Consider the following 18,319-nt stretch of genomic DNA (forward strand, 5'->3'; position numbering starts at 1 on the left):
GGTCAGCCGTCGACGACGCAGTCGCCGACTACGTCGTCGCAGAATCAGGGCACGGGTCAGCCGTCGACGACGCAGCGGCCTGCCACGTCGTCGCAGGGTCAAGGTGCGGGCCAGGGGACTGGTCAGCCGTCGACGACCCAGCAGCCTGGCACTACCTCGCAGGGCGGGCAGACGACGGTCTCGCCGCAGACCGGCAGGCCCGCGGAGACGCCTGGGCAGCACCAGCAGTCCACCACGCCCACGTCCTCGCCGCGTGTCCCCGAGTCGACCGGCTCCAACCCGGTGCAGCTCAACGACAAGTCGCCTGCCACGTCGGGCGACCAGAGCCACAGCGCCACGCCTGCCAGGGGCTCCGGCGACTCCGACTCGAACACCTCGAACACCTCGAACAGCACGAGCCCTCGCGGCACCGTGCCAAACAGCGGGGACAACCAGGCTCCCGGCTCGGAGTCGCGTCCGTCCACTTCGGACGCCAGCGTGCCCCGCACGGTCGCTACGAACCCGTCGTCGCATGACGCCGGCGTCTCGCAGCCGAGCGTCGTCAGCCGGCCGGGAGACCAGGTACCCGCCGGTACCGGGCACCCCGCTGGACACGACGCCGCGCCACAAGGGACCAGCTCGCCGGTTCGCGATCCCCAACCGCCCGGCGACGGACCGAGCCGCACCACGGAACACCCGCCCGCCGTCTCGCCGTCGCGTGTGGACACGCCCGTTTCCCGTGCGGGCGATGGTGTGACGCCGGGTGACTCCGTCGCGCCCCGCCCAGGCCACCAGCCGATGCACTCGCCCGCCCAAACGACGCCCACGCACAGCGGCGACAGCACGACCATCCCGCCGAGCACGCAGTCGACCACTCCGACAACGCAGGCCGCGCCGTCGACCACTCCTGCCGCGCAGTCGACTCCGTCGACGACGCCGACCACTCCTGCCGCGCAGTCGACTCCGTCGACGACGCCGACCACGTCGACGACGCCGACCACGTCGACGACGCCGACCACGTCGACGACGCCGACCACGTCGACGACGCCCGCCGCGCAGCCCACTACGCCTGCCGCGCAGCCGACCACGCCTGCCGCGCAGCCGACCACGCCTGCCGCGCAGCCCACTACGCCTGTCGCGCAGCCGACCACGCCGGCAACTGCGCCGACCGGCAAGGCGGGCGACAGCACGGCCGTGCCGCCCACGACGCAGTCGACTGCACCGACCGGCAAGCAGGCCGAGCAGCCCGCGTCCAACTCGAGTGGTCAGCCCACGACCCCCGCGGACCGGCCGTCCACCAGCAGCCCGGACCGTGCTGGCCGCAGCGACCAGGCGACTCCGGCCACGTCCCCGGAGCGGTCGCGTCCCGGCTCACCTGCCCGCGGCGAGCAGACCTCGACTCCCACGAGCACGCCCACCTCCGACCAGAACGCCGACCGCGCACGCACCACCAACCCGCCGCTGACCGAGTCCAAGCTGACCGAGTCCAAGCAGCCCGACCGCCCGGCCACGTCTTCCTCCCGCCAGGACCACCGGACCACACCGGCGGACCAGTCCCAGACGGCGCCGCTCCCCGGCCCGCTCGAGCCCGCCGCGCGACCGCCGCGGCAGGCCCGCGACACCGAGCAGACCCCGAACACCGAGCAGACGCCGAACACCCACAACACCGAGCAAACCCAGCGGCCACAAGACACCACGACCCCGAGCAACGAGATCACGCCCCAGCCGGAACCGGCGCGCACCTCCGAGCAGCCGGTCGAGGAACCGGTTTCGCCGAGGCCCGCCACTCCTGTCGACCGGGTTCAGCGCGCCCAGGTCGACCGGCCGAAGGTCGAGGAGGACTTCGACGCCCAGCCGGTGCGCGACGCCGTCATCAGCCTGCTGAAGCTGAAGAACAGCAGAAACGACAAGGTGCTGAAGGCGTTCATCGAACAGCACTTCTCCAACGACAACCTGAAGGAGAACTTCCACCGCGCCCTGGACGGTGGTCTGATCGTCGACCTCGGTCCGCGCAGGCGCAGCGCGCCGCAGGTGCGCGTCGAGATCACGTCGATCGGCACACCGCCCAGCACGCCGAAGCACACGAAGGGCGACTTCTCCGTTTCGACGAAGCGGGAGGAGCAGAAGGTCAGCCTGAGCAACGCCAGGGTTCTGCCCACCACCGGTGAGCGGAACTTCCGGATCCCGCTCAACGTCGTCGCCCTCACGGTCAGGATCGGCGACCTGTTCAACTCGCGGGGCTCGGATCTGAAGACGTCGATCGCGCACAAGGGCGAGACGAAGATCGAGCGCACCGACGCGCCGGGCGAGAAGGCGGTGCACGATGTGCAGTTCACGGTCACGGTGCGCAAGCCGCGCGGGCCGAGCTTCCTGCCGCTGAGGCCGGTCAAGACGACCGACAACGTGTCGGTGCCCGTGACGTTGTTGTGGCCGGAGTCGGTCCGTTCGACGCCTTCCACGCCCACCACGGTTCGGTTGGAACACCCGCAGGACATCGTGCACGCCGACTTCATCGGCCTGAACGACGTGTATCGCGCGCTGGAGAACGAGCTCGGTGACTTCCCGCCGAGCTCCATGGGTGCGCGCCGGTTGCGCGACTGGCTGCACAACCTTCCCTCGAACGCCCCGGACCTCCTCAGCGGCAAGCCGCAGACCACGTCGTTGAAACTGCCTGGCCGTCGCGGTCGCACGGACATCACGGTGATGGTGACCAACCCCATGGTCACGCGTCCGCACCCGAACGCCGACGGCACCATCACCCGGTCCCGTGAGTCGAGTGCCGAGACCAACACGGGTCAGTCGTTGTCGCGTCGCCGGGGCCTCGGCTTCGGCGTGCTGATCGGTGACTTCAGCAAGAAGGTGCCGAACCCGGAAGGCGCGACCCAGGGCGGGGGCATCGGTCCCAACATCGGTCTGTTCCGCACCACGAAGACCGAGACGCGGCTGACGGAGAAGGTCACCGACGAGTTCGCGGCGAAGTACCAGGGTCCGGTCAGGAAGGAGGAGGTGTCGTTCGAGTTCGTGGTGCGGGTCGGCGACGACCGCAAGAAGGTCGTCGGTGCGACGAACCACGACATCGCCAACCAGCACGACATGGTGCGGAAGGAGGACCTGCTCGGTCCGAATCCCACGCGGAAGGAACGGGCGAGGGCCGAGGCGCTCAAGCCGGTTGATCCGTCCAAGGTGCGCCATTACGAGCCGCTCACGGTGTTGAAGGTCGACGGCAAGGCGAATGTGTGGCGCAAGCCGCACGACGAAGTCGCCGACACGAGCACGCCCTCGACCTCGCAGACGCCGCCGACGGTGGTCGAGCCGAACCCGGCCACGCGTCCGGCGCAGGAGTCGCCGGCGATCCCGCCGAAGGTGGATCCGTCGCGGATGCTGGATCGGCTCGATGCCGACCACCGTCTGCCGGAGGAGACGATCTCGCACCTGGTGGGCAGCGTGCTGCACCGGTTGTCGAGCGAGGGGAAGGTGGAGCCACAGCACCTCGCGGACGTGGAGGCGAAGCTCCGGCGGTTCCTGGAGGACAACGCCCACGACCTGGTCCGTGGCGGCGACGGTGTGCGGTTCCCGTTGTCGGGCTGGCACAAGGACGCGCCGGACGTGTTCGTGCGGGCGCATCCGGATGTGTCGAAGCCGCATTACCTCGGCGTGCTGGAGAACGAGACCGGCACGGGCAAGCTGCGGACCGACCACGGCAGCAGCGTCGAGACCGGCCGGACCAAGGACCTGTCGCTGGGCATCTCCTCGATGGGCAACATGACGCAGAAGGACCAGTACTCCCGCACCGGGACCGCTGGGCTCACCTACGACGGGGCGTTCAAGAAGACGACGGAGGCCAAGCACGAGATCGGGCACGAGCAGCGGCTGGAAAGCGACAGGCCGTTGCACCGCGTGCGGTTCCCCGCGGAGTTCGAGGTTCGGTTCGGTGGCCGATGGGCTGAGCCGGGGGAACTGGTGTTCCCGAGGGTTCCGGCGCCCGATGAGACCGGCCCGGTGCACCGGTTCCACAGCGATGTCGAGGTGGTCGCACCGGAACGCCCGGCCGCACTGCCCGACGCCGACACCGGTCGTGGAGAACCCGCTCCGCAGTGGCATGAAGGGCAGGCACCGGAGTCGCGGCAACGTCGCGCCGACCTGCCGCCGCGTTTCGAGCTCGACACCCTCAAGCCGATCCCGGACATGCGGGAGACGGTCGCGAAGATGATCGACGCCCCTGTTCGTTCCGGGTGGCGCAAGCTCCTGGCCGATACCGGCGACAAGGCGCTTTCGGTGCTGAGCGGGTCGAGCCCGGCGCGTTTTGACGAGCACGACGGTCTGGGGCCGTTCGCTCGTGAGGAGGGGACGCTCGACGAGCGCAACGCGGCGCGCGACGCGCTGGAGTCCTTCGGGAGCATGCCCACCCGCGCGGCGAAGTTCGGGTTGGCGGTGCACGGTACGGACTTCACCGTGCTCAAGAGCCACAACACTCCTGGCCTTGCCGGCAACCGGGAGCGCACGGCCAGGGTGGAGCTGTCGACCGAGCTCGCGAACCCGAAGATCCTGGCCGTCGACGACACGCACAGGTTCTCGACCGCTGAGGCCGCGGAAACAGGCACCACGCAGACCAGCGGTGACGGTCACACGGGCAAGCTGAGTCTGGGCCTGACCAACATGTTCCCGGTGGGCACCGGCAAGGTCATGCCCGGTGTGCTGGCCAGCACCGGTGGCGGCTACTCCCGGCTGAACGAGACCTCGCACGGTGACCGGGCGAAGGTGACCGAGACCATCACCCGCACGGAGCGGGGTTACCTGGTCAGCTTCGACGCCACGCACCAGCTGCACACGCGCTGGCAGCACACCTGGCACGACCTGGCAGGCCTCGGCCACCAGTGGCCGGTGCCGACGCGGGAGGCCGAGAAGTGGGTCCACGTACCGGAAGCGGCGACGGTGTGGGTGCCCGCGAGCGAGATCCACCGCATCGGCGACCTCGTCGACGGTGACGTCGCCAAGCTCGACCCGGCGGATGCCGCCAAGTACCGCGAGACCGTCAACTCCAGCGCGGGGGAAGGCCCGAGCGGCTCCGACCCGGCGCAAGCGCCGAGCCACCGGCCCGGCAAGGAGCCGATGGCCGACCCCGGTGAGGGACCGAGCAACCGCGACCAGGACACCACGCCGACGGAGCAGCAGCCGGAACGCGACGATCTGCGGCCTCCCTCCGACGTCGGCCGCGGTACCGGCCGGGTCGAGGTCTACCGGCCGGAGTCGGGCAGGGAGCTGGTCTCCCAGGTCGCCTCGATCCTCGCGGACTGGACCAAGCAGCCGGAGTCGCTCCGGTTGAGCCTCGTGGACCTGACGACGCAGTTGCTGAGCGGGTCCTCCCGGCGGCAGGTGGAGTTCGAGCCGATCAACGACCGGCTCGTCAACGACGTGCTCGGGCCGAGGCTGAGCGGTGCGGACTTCAACGCCGCGCTGCGCGAGATGCTCGGTCCAGGACTGTCGGTCCTGCTGCCCGGTCAGCGCCCGCTCGGCAAGGTCGAGCAGCTGGTGGTGCTCAAGGCCGAGCTGGGCGACGGCGCCTATCACCGGACCGTGATCGGTGAGAAGGTCGAGCTGGAGCTGAGGTCGACGGACAAGTCCACGAAGAAGACCACCGGTGGCTGGTCTTTGGAGGGCGGACTTGGGTTCGTCGCCGCGCGTTCGATGAACGGGCAGCCGGGCTTCGGACTCACCCAGAGCGGCGCCTTCAGCCACAACCGCACGGGCGAGCTCGAAACCGGTCAGGAACGCACCGAGAAGATCAAGTTCACCGACGAGCACGACAGCGTCGAGTTCCTCCACGACCTCAAGGTCACGATGGAGGTGCACACCTACGCGCGCTCCGGCGACGTCCGGAAGATGTTCCCCGGTGCGCGGCGGCTCAGCGACCACTTCAGCCAGACCTTCGACCTGCCAGGTGCCGTGCGGTCGGTCGTTCCGGTCGACGACGCGGTGCCCGTGCAGCCGAGGAACCCGGCGCCGCCGCTGGCCGAGGCCGAAGGACCGTTGCGGGGGTGGCTGGATCCGGAGGGCCGGCCGGGTGGTCTGTCCGACGACGCCGTGGTTCGCCCGTTCGACGCGCCGAAACTGCAGGACGCGCTGAACCAGCTGGCTGATGGCGGCAACGGGCGGCCGATGATGTCGCCGAGCTCGGTGCACGAGCTGCGGGCGGCCACGCAGTCGCCGATGCTGCGCGGTGAGCTGAAGGAGCTGTTGTCGCCTGCGGGGCATGAGGTGAAGTTCCCCGGCGGTGGCGTCAAGAGCGTGAAGATCTCGATGGACGTCGTCAAGCGTGAGCTGGTCGAGGTGCTGGAGACGCCGGCGACGCTCACGGTCACCGAGAAGCAGACGACCACGCAGAACCTCGCGGGCAAGAACGAGGTCAAGGGCAACACGGCGTCCACGCTCAACAACCAGCCGGTGCACCAGACGGCGGGTCAGCGTCCCAGCGGGGCGATCCACGACGTGACGCTCAAGCGCGACTGGGAGTCCAAGGGCGACAGTGCTTCGTCGACGTCGCACGACTCCAATCCCGCCGAGGCGACGAAGCCCGTTGACGGCACCCCGGCCGATGGCACGTTCACCGACAACACGCGCGCTGACGGCACGCCCGCCGATGGTCAGCCCACCGCGGACCCCGCGGCGGACCGGCGGTACCTGGTGCGGTTGACCCCGCAGTGGGAGGTGACGCCGACGTTCCGCAGCTGGCGTGCGCCGACGGAGTGGAACGCGCCGGTGCGGACCGAGCCGGACAAGCCGATCCTGATCGAGACGAACCGCGAGGGCCTGCGCCGCCTCGGGCTCGACGACCCCACCGCTCCGCCGCTCGACACCGCACGCCCGGCCGACACGACCCAGCCTGCTGACACGACCCAGTCGACGGATCCCCGCTCGCCGGAGCGGACCGCCGACACCGATCCGCCGCGGGTCGAGGACCCCGCCTGGATGCGCGACGGTCACGAGCGGCGGCCGCTGGAGACCATCCCGGAAGAGGCGGAACTCGAGCTCGGCGACCGCACTCCGGTGGGTGACGCACCGGCTCACGTGCCCAGCGACGCCCTGGTCGAACCCACGCAGGCCCACCAGCCGCCCGCCGGTCTGCAAACCGTGTCGGACGGCACCCCGCACCGCTCGCAGGAACTCCGCTCCGAGCCGGCCCAGGACAGCGGTCGTGGTGGAGAGTCCTCTTCGGACGATGCCGCTCCGCGTTCCCAGGAGTCCGGTCGTGGGGAAGAGCCGGCGGACGGCGGGTCGCCGCGTTCGCGGGTGTCCGAGGACGATGCGGCGCCGCTGAGCGACACGGAAAGTTTGCTGGCGGAGCTGGAGAACCTGAGCGAGGAGCTCGGGTCGCCGCGTTCGCGGGAGTCCGGTGCCGGTGACTCGACGCCCGCGGGTGACCGTGACGGGACCCGGCCGCCGTCCAGCCAGCCGTCGCCGCGGTCCGAGAACGCTTCGCCGCGCTCGATGGAGCCGCAGGGGTCTCCGCGGCGCGGGTCCGAGCCGGTCGCCGAGGAACACACGCCCGGTTCGCGTCCCGAGAACCTGTCGCCGCGCTTCGTGGAGTCGGGGCCGTCGCGGGACGGTGCGAACGAACCGGTCCACGCCGATGGCGGTCCGGTGGACTCGCGCGACGGTGCGCTCGATTCGCAGCGTGGTGACGAACCGGCGCATTCGCGGGAACCGAGCCGCTCGGCTGAGCAGAGCACTCAGCCGTTGGAGCGCAGCAGGTCGCTCGCGGACTTCCTGCGTCAGGAGTCCCAGCAGGAGGCCAGGGAGTCGCAGGCGCGGCCGGAGAGCCGTCCCTCCCGAGTGGAGCGGGCCGGGCACTGGGTCCAGGAGCGGTTGCGGTTGCGGACCGCGACGCGGGAGAACCTGGAGCTCAGCGGCGAGGGGGTCGCGGACGGCGCGCGCAGGACCTTCCACTCGTCGGACGTGAAGGTCACGCGGGTCTCGCGGGACGGCCGCGACGCGGGGCTGGTGTTCTACACCGGCCGGGACAAGGCCGATGTGCGGTCGTGGTTGCAGCGGCACGACCCGTCGGAGGCGACGCAGCTGTTCCCCGAGGGCGTGCGCGACGGCGAAGGAATCAGGCAGGCGCGTGCGGATGGTCAGTTCGAGAGCACGCCCGCGCCGTGGCCGCGGAACTCGCTGCACGTGTTCGCGCACGGGTCGGAGAGCCGCGCGCGGGTGACGTTGCGGGACGGTTCGGAGGTCAATCTCGACGGCAGGACGTTCGGCCGGTTGGTCGGCGATCTGAAGTCGTTCCACCGCGCGATGAACCGGTCGGAGCCCGACGCGCTGGTCATGGTGGTGTGCGAGGCGGCGCGTGTGGACGGTCCCGGCGGGACCGCGCACGACTTCCGCCAGGCGTTGACGGAGTCGTTCCAGCCGCCGCGGGTGTTCGCGCCGACGCGGGACGTCTACAGCCGCCTCACGCAGAACACCGGCCGGGTGGAGTACTCGATCACCGACGGCGGCAGGTGGCAGGAGCTCCCCGCGCACGGGCCGCCGAGGTCCGACGCCGGACCCGGCGGCACGCAGGAGCCGGCCGTACCGCAGCGCCAGGGCGACCCGGCGCCGTCCGACACGCGTGGCCGTGAGCTGCGGTCCGGACTGTGGTCGTCGGTGACGCGTCCGATCGCGCGGCTGTTCGGCAGGGACTTCGCCACGCTGACCGGACTGGACGAGACCGGTGCGGCGCGGACGTTCCAGCGCAAGGACGTGGTTTCCCGGCCGATCGAGTCCGACGGCCGCCCGGTGGGCATCTCCTTCCGTGACACCGGCACCCCCGCCGAGCTGCCGGCGTCCTTGCGCAGCGGCCCGGTTCACCACGTGGACGTGGACGCCACGGCTGACAGGTTCCAGTTGCGGCTGTCCGACGGTGGCCGCGTGTCCGTCGACGGCTCGACGCTCGCACGCGTGGTCGCGAAGAGCGAGCCGTTCCTCGCCGCGGTGCGTCACGGAGACCTCGCCGCCGTGGTCGTGCCGGGATCGAGGGCGGACGGCTCGGCCGCGCACGACTTCCAGCGCGCCCTGAGCGACCGGCTGGGTGCCGAGGTGCCCGTGCTGGCCCGCACGCCCGAAACGCGGCGGTCGTTGTCCGATCTCATCCGGGAGGAGGACGCGTTCGAGGGGCGTTCGTCTGACGGCGACGGCTCACCTCGCGGCGAGGACTCGCCCCAGCAGGGTGACACGCCGCGTTCGCCGGAGCAGGAGCAGGATGGGGCGCAGCCGTCGCCGAACGAGGCGCTTTCGCCTGTGCACGAGGGGAACCTACAGGTCGTCCCTGCCGGCGGAGCGTTGCTGCGCCTGCCCGCCGACGGCAGCACGTTCGCCGTGCTGGCGCACAACGGCCGGACCGTCGACGTCACCGTGTTCACCAGGGACGGCGAGCTCGGTGCGCGGCCGCAGCCCGAGGGCTTCGTCCAGCTGCGCTGGTCCACCGACGTGCGTGACGCGTCCGAGGTGTTCCCGCCGGACGGGCGACCGCTGCGCGAAACCTGGCAGTCGCTCACCGTCGGCCCGCTGCCGGTGGCCGTGCTGGACCACGCCCACGGCCCCAGGACGTCCGTGGTCATCGACGGCGAGAACGTCGCCCGGATCGTGGCAGAGGCGCAGCCGTTCCGCCGCCTGCTCGGGGATGGCGGGCTCGCCGCTCTCACGCTCCCCGCGGAGCACACCCGCCACGTCGAGACGCCCGGCTCGTCGCCGAGCCGGGCCGACGCGCGGTCCACGCCTTCCGACACCTCGGACGCCGAGTCGCCGCGCAGCGAGTCCACAGAGGACCTCGACAGCCTGCTGGCGGAACTCGACAACCTGAGCGACGAGTTCGGGTCGCCGCGCTCGGCGATCGACGACACGGAGTCCCTGCTGGCGGAGCTGGACAAGCTCGACGACGAGCTCGGGTCGCCGCGCTCGCCAGAAGCCGAACCGTCCCGGCGGCCGGCAGACAGCGTCGCGAACGAGTCCACGACCGGCACGACCACCGAGGTGCCGGCCGACACCGGCCCGGCCACTCAGGAGCCGGGCCCGTCCGCAACCCGCGACGGCGATGGCGCAAGCGGCCGCGACGGCGACGGGATCATGGACCCGGCCGAGCGGGTGCGGAAGGCCAGGACCGACGGCGTCAAGGTGGAAGGCGACGTCGACGGCTCCGGGCTGCGCGGCAAGATCGTCGAGCTGCTCGGCTCGAAGGCTCTGGAGCGCGACGGCGACCTGCGGCGCATGGTTCAGACCGCGTTCTCCGACGACAACCTCAAGGAACACTTCGCGCGTGCGCTCGACGGCGGCTTGACCGTCGACTTCGGCGGACGGCACAAGGGCCCGCAGATCACCCTCGAAGTGACCTCCGTCCACTCGCCGGTCGAACCCAGGCACACGACCACCACCGTCTCGGACGAGCAGGTCCGGCGGTCTTCGAGCATGTGGCGGTGGACCGAGCGTGGGAAGGTCTCCTTCGATCCGCGGTCGTTCCGGCTGCCCCTGCCGTGGGTGATCGTCAGCGGCAGGATCGGCGACTTCGTCAACACCCGTGCCTCGTCGCTGTCCTCCACGACCGCGCACACGCTCACGACGGCGCTGGAGGAGAGCGACCTCCCCGTCCGGACCGCCCAGCACGACGTCGCCTATCGGATCACGGTGCGCAAGCCGGGACGTTTCCCCTGGAGCAACGCGATCATCCGGACCGAGACGCACGACGTGCGGATGGATCTGGCCTGGCCGCAGGATCGCCCGTCGGCGGACGCGCCTTCCGCGAACACGCCTTCGGTGCGGCCGCCGACCTTCGAGCACGTCGAGCTCAGCGGACTCGGCGACATCTACCGGCAGGTGTCGGAGAAGCTCGAACTGCGCATCAACGACCCGGCCGCGCGTGACTTCCGGACGTGGCTCGAGACCCTGCCCGGACGCGCCGACCAGCTCTTCCGCGGTGGCGCGGCTCGCGAGAGCTTCGCCTTCAACGGCAAGAAGCCGGTCGAGGTCGTCATCGGCATCGCGCCGAGGGGAGAGGCCGACAGCAGGGGGCCGGTCGAGGCGAAGCTCACCCAGACCGAGACCTCGTCGAACGAGAGCGTCACGGCGCAGTCGTACATGCGGCGCCGGGGAGCGGGCGTGGACTTCTCCGTCGGCGACATCATCCACCCGGACGGCGGGTTCGCGGGTGTCTCCCTCAGCCACTTCCGCAGCACCACGACCGGCACAGCCATCACGGACCGCCACGGGGCCGAGCTGAGCACTGTCTACGCAGGACCGTTGGACAAGCATCGCGCCGACCTCACGTACGTGGTGCGCATCGGCGACGGTTCGCGCTGGACGCAGGGCGGTGGTCCGGAGAGTCAGATCGGAGCCGACCACGACACGGGGCAGGGCACCACGCCCGTCGACTCCGCGAACGTCCGTCGCTACTCGCCCGACGTCGTCAAGGTGGACGGCTCGGCCACCGTGTGGTCCGGGCCGCAGGAGCCGACTCGCCCGCTCACCGACCCCGACGCCCGCACCCCCGAGACGGCCGACGTGCCGGACCGCGTCGGTGCGCGGTACCGCCTCGACGACGCCACCGTCGACGGCGTCGTGGGTTCGGTCCTGCACAAGCTGTGGACGCGTGGCGACATTCCGGGTGACCAGTTGCCCAGGCTGGCCGACCGGTTCCGCGAGTTCCTCCACGAGCGCGCCAGGGAGGTCACCAACGGCGGCGACGGCGTCAGGTTCCCGCTCAGCGCCTGGCACAAGGACGCGCCCGACGTGTTCGTGCGCGGCTCGTTGCTGCGCGGGGAGGGACGTCACGTCGGTGAGGTGCCGTCGCAGACCTTCGAGGGCAAGGTCGAGCTCGGTCACGCCCACACGGTGACGGTCACCACCGGCACCGAGAACACCGTCGGACTCACCGGGAACGCATACCAGACCCCGTACAAGCCGCCGGCGAACCTGAAGCCAGGCGAGACCGACCCGAACGCGCCCGCGCACCCGGTCAACCCGTCCGAGAGCATCACGCTGAGCAGGGACAGCGGCGTCACCACAACCCGGACGACCGAACAGCAGGCACAGGCCGAACGGTCGCTGGAGAGCGCCGAGCCCGTCCACCGCTACACCTATCCCGTCCAGTTCGAGGTGCACGTCGGCGGTCGCTGGTCCGGCTTCGACGAGTCGTTCGCAGGGCGGTCGGACGACCTGACACCGGAGGTGCTCGCGCGGCACATCGAGGGCGCGGTCGAGATCGACGCACCGCAGCGTCCCGGTGTTCTCCTCGACGCCGGCACCCCGGTGTCCCGCAGCGGCGACCCGATGTGGCTCGACGGCACCGCGGGCGAGAACGGCCGCGTGCCAGGCGAGCTGCCCGCGGGTGCCGAGCTGGAGTCGATCAAGCCGGTGCCCGGCCTGGTGCAGACCATCTCGGCGATGGTGGGCCGCCCGGAGGGCAACCGGTGGTACGACCCGATTCTCAAGCTCTTCATCGGTTCCAGGCCACCCGAGTTCGACGAGCACAAGGGCATGCGGGCCTTCGACAGCCGATGGGGCGAGCCCAACGAGCGCAACGTCTCCCTCGACGTGCTGGAGCAGTTCGGGACCCCGGCCGCGCGAGCGGCCAGGTTCGACCGCGCCCTCATGTTCGAGGACGTGCTGCGCCTGCGCAGCCACAACGGGCCGGGACTTGTCGGCTCGCGCGAACTGGACGCCAAGGTCACCCTGACCACGACGTTGGACACCCCGCACATCGTGGCGCGCGACGACGCGCACACCTTCCGCGACACCCAGCGACTGGGCACGGACGGGAGCACCACGACCGAGACCAGGCGCGAGTACCAGGCGAAGATCGGCCTGAACGCGGCGACCCCGCTGCACAAGGTGGTGCCCTTCAGCGCCGGGGTGGAGCTCGGCGGTGGCGTGCGGAACTCCGAGTCGACGACGGAGGCGCGCAGGTCGCCGGTGGAGACCGGCGAGCACCACTCGGAGCGCGGCTACCTGGTCAGCTTCGACGCCACGCACCAGGTGCGGTCCTCGTTGCAGCGGAGCTGGGGCGACCTCACCGGCCTGTGGCACGAGGGCGCCACCCGTGAGCAGTCGAAGTGGGTCGAGGTGCCTGACGGTGCCCGCGTCTGGGTGCCGGCGAGCGAGATCCACCGCGTCGGTGCGCTGTCCGAGGCCGACCTGGCCAAGCTGGACCCTGCCGACGCCGAGCACTACCGCGCCCAGCGCCCCGGCGACACTCCGGCCGACGCTCCGTCGACCAGCACCCCGACCACGGAGCCGTCGCACAGCGGTGATCAGGACGCGGGGCCGTCGCGCACCGAAGAGCTCGAGTCGCAGCCGCTGCGCGCGCCGAGCGACGTCGGTGCCGGCACCGGCAGGGTGGAGATGTACCGGCCCGCGGCCGGCGCCGAGCTGGTGCGGCAGATCGAGGACCGCCTGCGCCACTGGACCGAGCACAACGGCGGCATGCGGCTCAGCCGCGTCCTGGATGGGCCGGCCAACGCGCTCGGTGGACTCCTCGACGGGGCCAGGCGCCACCCGTTCGAGCCCATCAACGAGCGTCTGGTGCACGACGTGCTGGGGCCGACACTGGGCGGCGCGCTCAGCCACTCCGTGCTCAACGACATGCTCACCGGCGGGCGCGCGGTCTTCCTCGAGGGTGATCTCGCGTTCGGCCGGGCCGAGCAGCTCGTCGTGCTGCGCGCCAGGTTGGGAGACGGCCAGTACCACCGCACGATCACCGAATCGACTGTCACCGACCGGGTGGAGGGAACGCACGACACCGCGGCAGGCGCGGAGACCCGCACCCGGTTCGACGCCGGGCTGAGGACGTTCGTGGGCTACTCGGAGAAGGGCAAGGGCTCGGTCGGCGCGAACGTGAACCCGTTCTCCGGTACGTGGCGCCGGGCCGACTCGACCGAGCTCACCACCGGCCGCACCGACGCGGTCACGACCGAGCACACCAGCGACGCCGCCCAGTTCCTGCACGACCTGCACGTGACGATGGAGGTGTACCCGTACGCCTCACGTGGCTTCTACTCGAGGTACCTGCCGTCCTGGCTCCCGACGCCGGGACCGAGGCCGATCCAGGAGGTCTGGACCACCGAGTTCGCGTTGCCCGGCGCGGCACGCTCGACCGTGCCCATCGACGACGTCGTCCGGACCGACCAGGAACCGCCGCGCGTGCTCGACCGGTCGGAGGGCTCGCTGCACGAGCGGCAGCGCGAGCGGCGGCAGCCGCTCGGCCTGCCGCCGGAAACGCCGGTGCACGTCCGCCAGTTCACCTCGCCGCGCCTGCACGAGGCCCTGCAGGACCTGACGACCGGCCTCGGCGGCCGTCCGATGCTGCACCCGCAGGCGATGCAGCAACTGCTGACGGAGACCGGGATCGCGCCGCTGCGGGCGCACATGGCCGACCTGCTCTCGCCCACGGGTCACCTGGTCCGCTTGAGCGAGGGTCCCGTCTCCCACGTCCGCGTCGGCGCCGACCTGGTCGACCTGGAGCTCGTCCGGGTGCTCGACCAGCCGCTCGGCCACGAGCAGAGCACCGAGCAGGGGCTGACCGCCACCACCTCGCGCTCGGGTGAGATCGGCCTCGGGATCAGCGCGACCGTCAGCGCGCTGCCCATCGAGAACGCCCGTCCGCGGCCGTCGCTGCCGATGACCAGCGTCTCCACGACGCTGCTGCCGTGGTTCAACGAGGACACGAGCACCGTCACCAGCAGGCACGACACGCCTGCGCCGGATGGCGAGGGCGGACAGCGCTACGTCGTGCGCGCCCGGCCGGTGTGGCAGATCAAGCCCACCTACAGCAGCGGGCGCACGCCCTCCGAGTGGTCGGACCCGGTGCGCACCCTGCCCGACGAGCCGATCGTGCTCGAGGTGGACCGCCGCGGACTCGAGGCGCTCGGCCTGCGCGACCCGAACCAGCCCGCAACGCCGCGGACCACCACGGCACCCGATCCCACCGCCGCGCTCGCGACCTTCACCCCGAGCCAGGGCGGCAGGACTCCTTCGCCCGGCGGCTGGACGACGTTCGACCTGCCGCCCACCGTGCCCGGCACGAACCGCATCGGGCAGGTGCGCCACTTCGACCCGGCCGACGCGCGGACGCACGACATCGTCCACAACGGACGAACGGTCGGCATGTCCTTCCGGTCGGACCCGCGAGTGGTGCCCGCCGACGCGCCCGCGAACGCGTTCCACGTCGACATCCGCACCACCCGAGGCGGCGACTTCCAGCTGCGACTGGCCGACGGCAGCCGCCGCGTCGTCGACGCCCCCGCACTGGCCCGGCTCGTCGCCGAGTCGGACACCTTCCAGCGCGCCTCCCGGTCGGGCGACATCTCCGCGATCGTGCTGCGGGCCCCGCGCGCCGGAGCCGAGCGCCACGGCACCAGCCTCGCCGAGCAGTTCCAGACCGCGCTCGCGAACCAGTTCGGCCACGACCACGCGGTGGCGGCGCCGCTGCGCAGGACCATCCCGAACCGCATCGGGCCGGACTTCGAGGCGTTGCGCCCCGAGTCGGGCTGGACCGTGGTCAACCCAAGCACGACCCGCGAGTCCGCCGACCCGCAGCGTCAGTCCGAACCTCAGGTGCGGCCGGAGCCGCAGCCGCCGACGGGTCGCTTGGAGACGATCGAGGAGGGTGACGAGGCTGCCGCGTTGGCTGAGGAGGGTCGGGACGGCGGTTCGGAGGTGTCGCGGAGTCCGGAGGCCGAGCCGGCGCCGGAGCAGCAGCCGGACTCCTCGCGTCAGCCTCAGTCTGGGCGTCAGCCGGGTCTTGAGACCTGGTTGCGGCCGGATCAGCGGCGTTCGGTGGAGCGTCTGGAGACGATCGACGAGGGCGATGAGGCCGCCGCGTTGGCCGAGGACGGCGGCACTCAGTCCGAGCCGACTCAGTCGGAGCCGAGCCAGTCCGAGCCGACCCCTGAAGATGTTGACCAGACCGACGTCGAGCCGAGCGGCCGCGAGGGCGCCGACGCGCCGCAAAGTCCGGAAAGGACCACGGATTCGCAGCCCTCGCAGGCGCCGGAGTCGTCGCGTCAGCGCGAGGCTGAGGCGCAGCGTCAGCCTGTTGACGCAGACCTGGACCAGGTGCGGCGTGACGAGCGGTCGCCGGTGTCGGATGAACCGAGTTTCGATCGGACCCGTGCGGAGCCGGGTGAGTCGTCGGGGTCGCGGCCGGAGCGCGATGTGCCGCTGGCCGAGCGCGGGCCCGAGACGCGGCAGAGCCGCCGCTCGCAGCTGATCAAGCCCGTTGCCGAGTTTTTCGGCCGTGGTTCGGCGGTGTTGAGCGGGCTCGACGCCGCGGGGGAGACGCGGTCGTTCCGGCGCGGCGATGTCGTGCAGCGTCCGTTGCTGCTGGACGGCCAGACGGTCGGTGTGACGTTCCGTCCGGGTGACGGGCCGGTCGAGGTGCCGGTGTCCGCGGAGCGGGGCCATGTCTTCCACATCGACGTGGACGGTGGGGCGGACGGGTTCCGGTTGCGGTTGCGTGACGGTGGCGAGGTGTCGGTGGACAGCTCGACGTTCGCGCGGGTCGTGACGAAGTCGGAGCCGTTGCGGTCGCTCACCGGGCAGGGCGCGCTGGCTGCGATCGCGCTGCCGGGGACGCGTGCCGACGGCGTGGCTCAGGACTTCCGGCAGGCGCTCACGACGTTCGGACGGCAGGAGCCGGTCGTGGCGCCGGACGGGGCGAACCACTGGCGTGCGTTCACGCCCGACACCGCGGTTCTGGTGCACACGGCGGACAACGGCCGGGTGCGACTGTCCACAGCGGACCACGTCCAGGACGTGCGGCTGACGGGCACAGTCAGCCGCACGAGAGAGCAGCGCTCGTTCGGTCCCGAGGACGTGCTGGTCGGCGAAGTCCGGCGAGACGGGCGTCTGCTCGGTCTCTCCTTCGCGATGGGTGTGGACAGGTCGACGTTCCCGATGTGGGCGAACCCGGACCACCCCGGTCAGCAGATCACCCACACCGCGCAGGGCGGGCCGGTGAAGTGGGTGGTCGACCAGCTCTTCGGCAGGGACAACAGGCCCTACCCGGTGCCGTGGCCCGACAACCCCTTCTACATCGCCGCTCACGCGTCACCGCGGTCGTTCCAGGTCTACCTGGCCGACGGGACGGTCATGTCGGTGGACGGCACCCAGTACGGCCGGTTGGTGGGGTCTGTCGCGGCGTTCCGGTCAGCGCTCGGCCCGGACGAGCGCCGCGCGATCGTGCTCATCTCCTGCTCGCCGGCGAACACCGTCGAGCCGGGTGGGGCGGCCCACGACTTCCAGCGCACGCTCGCAGGGGAGTTCGGGTACCGGCAGCCGGTCGTCGGCGCGACGCAGCTGGTCATGACGTCGTACCTGCCTAGCCTCGGTGCGCTGGCGCGCGGCCGGCTTCTGGCGAGTCCTACCTCGACCATCGCCAACGGCGGGGTGTGGCGGACGCTGGTGTCGGGTCCGTCCGCGTTGCTCGGCACCGGGCCGGAAGGCCGGACGCATTACGTCGAGCCCTCCGAGGTCCGCTCCACTCCGCTGGTGCGGGACGGGCAGACGGTGGGTGCGTCGTTCGAGCGGCAGCCTGGTGTGCTGCCGTCGCTGGGTGGCCCGGACGCGCCGTGGCCGAGCCGTGCGTTCCACGTGACGGCGTCGCTGGTCGACGGTGACTTCACGGTGCGGATGGGCGATGGCCGGCCGGTGGTGCTGGACGGGCGGTCGTTCGCGAAGGTGGTCGCCGACTCCGAGGCGTTGCGGGCGGCGCTGGACGGGCACCGGGCGCAGGCGCTGGTGTTGCACGTGGGCGAGCCGCGGTGGCAGCAGATGCCCGACGACGCGGACGTCACCCATCTGTCGGCGTTGTTCGAGCATGAGAAGAAGGCGCGTGGGGAGGCGCTGGACGCGTTCCGGCAGGCGATCGCTGACACCTTCGGCTACGAGCGCCCGGTGTTCACCCCGGAGCAGGCCGGCGGCTGGCGCCAGGATTCGGTTCGAAAGGTGTTCACGGCCGTGGACGGCGACGGTGGACAGCACCTGTTGCTGCCGTCGGACCTGCGGGTGGCCGAGGTGCGCGACGGCGAGAGCCTCGTGGGGTTGTCCTACGCGCCGGCGACGCCGCTGGATCCGGCGCGGTTGCCGGAAGACTCGTTCGCGGTCCAGTTCACCCAGGACGGCGACGCACGGGTCCGGGCGGCACTGCTCGACGGCACCGAGGTCACCCTGGACGCCGATGACTTCGTCCGCGTGCTCACCAAGGCGCAGCCGCTGCGTGACGCGTTGCCGGGAGCCGGGTTGCTGGTCGTCTCCGGCGGTGACGACGTCGCGAATGCCCTGCACGACAGGCTGGCGGAGCGCGGCTGGAACA

2 protein-coding genes (1 of these 2 cut by a window edge) are annotated in these 18,319 nt (G+C 71.3%); one reads left to right on the forward strand and one right to left on the reverse strand.

Annotated elements, in window-relative coordinates; translation table 11 throughout:
• Window positions 1–122 precede the first annotated feature (122 nt).
• Entirely contained in the window at window positions 123–1,211 is a 1,089-nt protein-coding gene (locus SK571_RS40330; RefSeq protein WP_319989387.1) for a hypothetical protein, read from the reverse strand.
• Here SK571_RS40330 and SK571_RS40335 point away from each other — a divergent pair.
• A protein-coding gene (locus SK571_RS40335) for a hypothetical protein (protein WP_319989388.1) crosses the window boundary here: on the forward strand, window positions 1,174–18,319 show its 5' portion. 22,355 nt of this gene lie beyond the right edge of the window; 17,146 of the gene's 39,501 nt are visible here — the first part of the coding sequence; the start codon lies at window positions 1,174–1,176; the stop codon falls past the right edge of the window. The two genes, SK571_RS40330 and SK571_RS40335, sit on opposite strands and share 38 nt — an antisense overlap.

The sequence above is a fragment of the Lentzea kristufekii genome (assembly GCF_033949925.1).
GTDB classification, from domain to species: domain Bacteria; phylum Actinomycetota; class Actinomycetes; order Mycobacteriales; family Pseudonocardiaceae; genus Lentzea; species Lentzea kristufekii.